Origin of the sequence: Streptomyces alkaliphilus, assembly GCF_014141535.1 — a bacterium.
In the GTDB taxonomy this organism is placed as follows: domain Bacteria; phylum Actinomycetota; class Actinomycetes; order Streptomycetales; family Streptomycetaceae; genus Streptomyces; species Streptomyces alkaliphilus.
Genome location: NZ_VKHT01000578.1, coordinates 1 through 3,341, shown reverse-complemented (window position 1 = coordinate 3,341; position 3,341 = coordinate 1). Strand labels below are relative to the sequence as shown.

The following is a 3,341-nucleotide window of genomic DNA, read 5'->3' as shown; positions in this document are numbered from 1 at the left end:
GAGCGGGGGAGTCGTCGGAGACGGCGATCCGTACCCGGTCCTCCCGAAGGACGGTGGTCACGGTGACGACCGGGTTCGCGGTGTGCAAGACGTTGGTGACCAGCTCCGAGACCAGCAGCCGTGCCGTGTCCACGACCCCGCCCCCGTCGAAGGCGGAGAGGAGCGAGGCCACGTGGTCACGTGCCACCCGGGCGGTGTCCGCCGTGTTCGGGGCCGTCAATCGATAGATGAGCCCTTGCCTCCCCGGGTGCGGGTGGGTCGGAGCGAGAGCCGGACACATGGGGATGCCTTTCGGAGTCGGATTCCCCGCCGTCACCCGGACGGAAGGTGACGACGCCACCACGTAAAGTAGAAGCAACCTTGCCCCGCTGCAAGGATGCTCCTTTGTTCGATGGCTGACTGGACGTCAACCGAACCCACCCGGCACACTCGTCCCGCCCGACGAAAGGACGCCGACCCGATGCCGCTCAGGGCCCACCCCACCGCCCGCCAAGCTCGACTCGGTGCCGAGTTGCGCAAGCTCCGGGAGCGGGCAGGGCTTCCCGCCAAGGACGCGGCGGCCTTCCTCGGTGTCGATCAGGGCAAGATCAGCCACATCGAGGCCGGCCGTCTGGGTATCGGGGAAGACCGTCTGCGACGACTCGCCCGGTACTACGAGTGCGTCGACAGCGCTCTGATCGACGCCCTGTGCGCGATCGTCCGGGAGCGGCGGGGTGAGCACTGGTGGGAGGCGTACCGCAGATCCCTCTCGTCGGCCTTCCTCGACCTCGCGGAGCTGGAACACCACGCGGTGGCTCTTCGCTCCCTCCAACCGTTCTGCGTGCCGGGCTTGTTGCAGACGGAGGAGTATGCCCGCACTCTTTTCCGAGGCGTGGTACCTCCGCTTCCGGAGGGCGAGGTGGAGACCCGCGTCGAGTTCCGGATGCGTCGCAAGGCCGTGCTGCAACGGACAAACCCGGTGGGTCTCCGCCTGATCGTGCACGAGGCCGCACTACGTATGCGATTCGGCGGGCGGAAGGTGGTGGCTCACCAACTCACCGAACTGCTCGAACACTCCGAGGAGGGCCATATCGACCTGCGAGTCCTTCCTTTCGCCAATGAGAACTTCACCGAGGCCACTCACCCCGTCCTGTATGTGCAGGCGGGGGTGCCGAAATTGGACACCGCTCGACTCGAAGGGCCTTACGGAAACGTCCTTTTCCATGCGGATGAGGAACTGGCCGGGTACCGGATGTTCCTGGAACAAGCGGCTGGGGCGACTCTCGACCCCCGGGCATCCCGGGACCTCATACACCTCATCCTGCGAGACCTGTGAACACGGAGGCCGTTGTGGGCGCGTGGCAGAAGTCCTCCTTCTCGGGTGGCAATGGTGCGGACTGTCTGGAGGTCGCCTCCGACGGGTCCCGGGTCCGTCTCCGGGAGAGCGAGGAGCCGACCATCGTGCTCGACTCCTCCCGTCCCCGCCTGGCCGCGCTGCTCGACATGATCAAAGAAGAGGGCTCCGGGCCCGACCGGCGGATCATGACGTGACCTTCATGAGCACTTCCCACCGCTGCTTCCCGTGATCGGGAAGCGGGCAGGGTGAGGCCTCGCGCATCGCCCTCCCCTCACCACTGCGCCCGCCTCGCGCGTCCCCTGCCCTCCCGTCGTTCCTCGGTAGCCGCTCCCGGGCCGGTCGGGAGCGGCCGGGCATCGTGATCGTGACCCGGGTCGAACACACCACCACCGGGGCCGGCGGGTCCGCCCCGGCGAGTTGCTCCCGGTCGGGTTCGAGACCATCATGAATACGCGCCCGGCCCGCGCGACTCGACCATCGATTCACGCCCGTTCGGGCAGTGGGCCCTCGTCCGGGTCATGGCCATCGCCCCTGAATCACTCACCGGAGCACACGCCGATCGGACCACGACAGGAAGCTCATCGGAATGACGGAACCCCACGCACGGATTCACGATGCCCTGAGCGATCGACACAGCCCCGGTGAGAAGGACCGGATCCTGCGGCGCCTACCGCCCGAAAGCGGCCTGGACGTGATCGGTGTGCGGATGAAGCAGGTATTCGACCTTGCCGGGGAATGGGTGGATCTCGACCTCTCCCGGGTCCCCGGCCTGTTGTCCAGCCCGTGGTACGAGATCCGTATGACCGGTGTCTCGATCCTCGATTTCAAGGCGCGACGCCGTGGCCTGGACGACGACGGGCGACGGCAACTTTACGAGACCTATCTGAATCACCACGAGTTCATCAATGTCTGGGACCTCGTCGACCGCTCGGCCCCACGGGTCGTGGGCTGGTACCTGCTCGACAAATCACGTCAACCGCTGTTCGATCTCGCGCGGTCCGAGGCGGCGATCGAGCGGCGAACGGCGATCACCGCCTCCTTCTGGCTCATCCGCCAGGGCGACCTGGACGACCCGCTCGCCTTGGCGGAGCGCCTGCTCGACGATCCCAGCGAACTCGTCACGAAACCGGTCGGTACCGCGCTGCGGGAGGTCGGAAAGGTCGACCGGGGACGTCTGCTCGACTTCCTCGCCGAGCATCGGGACCGGATGAACCGCCCGACCCTGCGGCTCGCGACATACCTGCTCCCCGACGACCTGGAAAGATCTCTTCGAAAGTGAGCCGAGGGCCGGCCACGGTCGGGTACCGGGTCGACGTCGCCCGGAGCCCACGGTAGTCCTGAAGGCCCGGTGGACCGACCCTCGCCACCGGCAGGACCCGGCGTGACCGGGTAGCGTTCGGGTGCCCGGAACGCCGGGCGTCCGAGCCCGTCCCCGCCTTCCCGGAGGGAAGAGATGACCGCGCCGGCCCGCCGACCCCGGGTGCTGCTGTCCGTGGCGACCTCGGTCGACGGGTACATCGACACCGCCGGTCCCGAACGTCTCCTACTCTCCGGCGAGGAGGACTTCGACCGGGTCGATGCCGAACGGGCCGGGTGCGACGCGATCCTCGTGGGCGCCGGCACGCTCCGCCGCGACGATCCGCGTCTGCTGGTCCGCTCCCCTGAACGTCGCGCCGCCCGGTTGGCCGCCGGCCTTCCGGAACACCCGGCCAAGGTGGTGCTCACCACCTCCGGTGACCTCGACCCCGCCGCCCGGTTCTTCACCACCGGCCCCGCCGAGCGCCTGGTGTACTGCCCCGGCCGGGCCGTCCCCGGTGTCTCCGCCCGACTGGGCGACGTCGCGATCGTCGTCGACGCCGGTGACCCGCCCGACCCGGCCCGGGTGCTCGCCGACCTCGCCGAGCGCGGCGTGCGACGGCTGATGGTCGAGGGCGGCGGCGCGATGCACACCCTCTTCCTGACGGCCGGGCTGGTGGACGAGATCCGGCTGGTCGTCGCGCCCCTG

The 3,341-nt window shown here is 68.6% G+C and carries 4 protein-coding genes and 1 pseudogene; 4 read left to right on the top strand and 1 reads right to left on the bottom strand.

Annotation, left to right across the window (positions count from 1 at the left end; genetic code table 11):
* Window positions 1-187: pseudogene (locus FNQ90_RS16935) on the bottom strand (ATP-binding protein); the annotation flags it as partial.
* Window positions 188-460: 273 nt separating this feature from the next.
* On the opposite strand from FNQ90_RS16935, the gene FNQ90_RS16930 reads away from it, so the two are divergent.
* The 4 genes from FNQ90_RS16930 to FNQ90_RS16915 all read left to right on the top strand — a co-directional run.
* Window positions 461-1,315, top strand: coding sequence for a helix-turn-helix domain-containing protein (locus tag FNQ90_RS16930; RefSeq protein WP_182607154.1), 855 nt, complete (start codon window positions 461-463; stop codon window positions 1,313-1,315).
* 14 nt (window positions 1,316-1,329) lie between these two features.
* Entirely contained in the window at window positions 1,330-1,530 is a 201-nt protein-coding gene (locus tag FNQ90_RS16925) for a DUF397 domain-containing protein (RefSeq protein ID WP_182607153.1), read from the top strand.
* Between the two features lie 392 nt (window positions 1,531-1,922).
* Complete coding sequence (locus FNQ90_RS16920) at window positions 1,923-2,615, top strand: DNA alkylation repair protein (RefSeq protein WP_182607152.1); 693 nt, start codon at window positions 1,923-1,925, stop codon at window positions 2,613-2,615.
* A 174-nt stretch (window positions 2,616-2,789) separates the two neighbouring features.
* On the top strand, window positions 2,790-3,341 hold a 552-nt coding region (locus FNQ90_RS16915), incomplete at its 3' end, for a RibD family protein (RefSeq protein WP_182607151.1).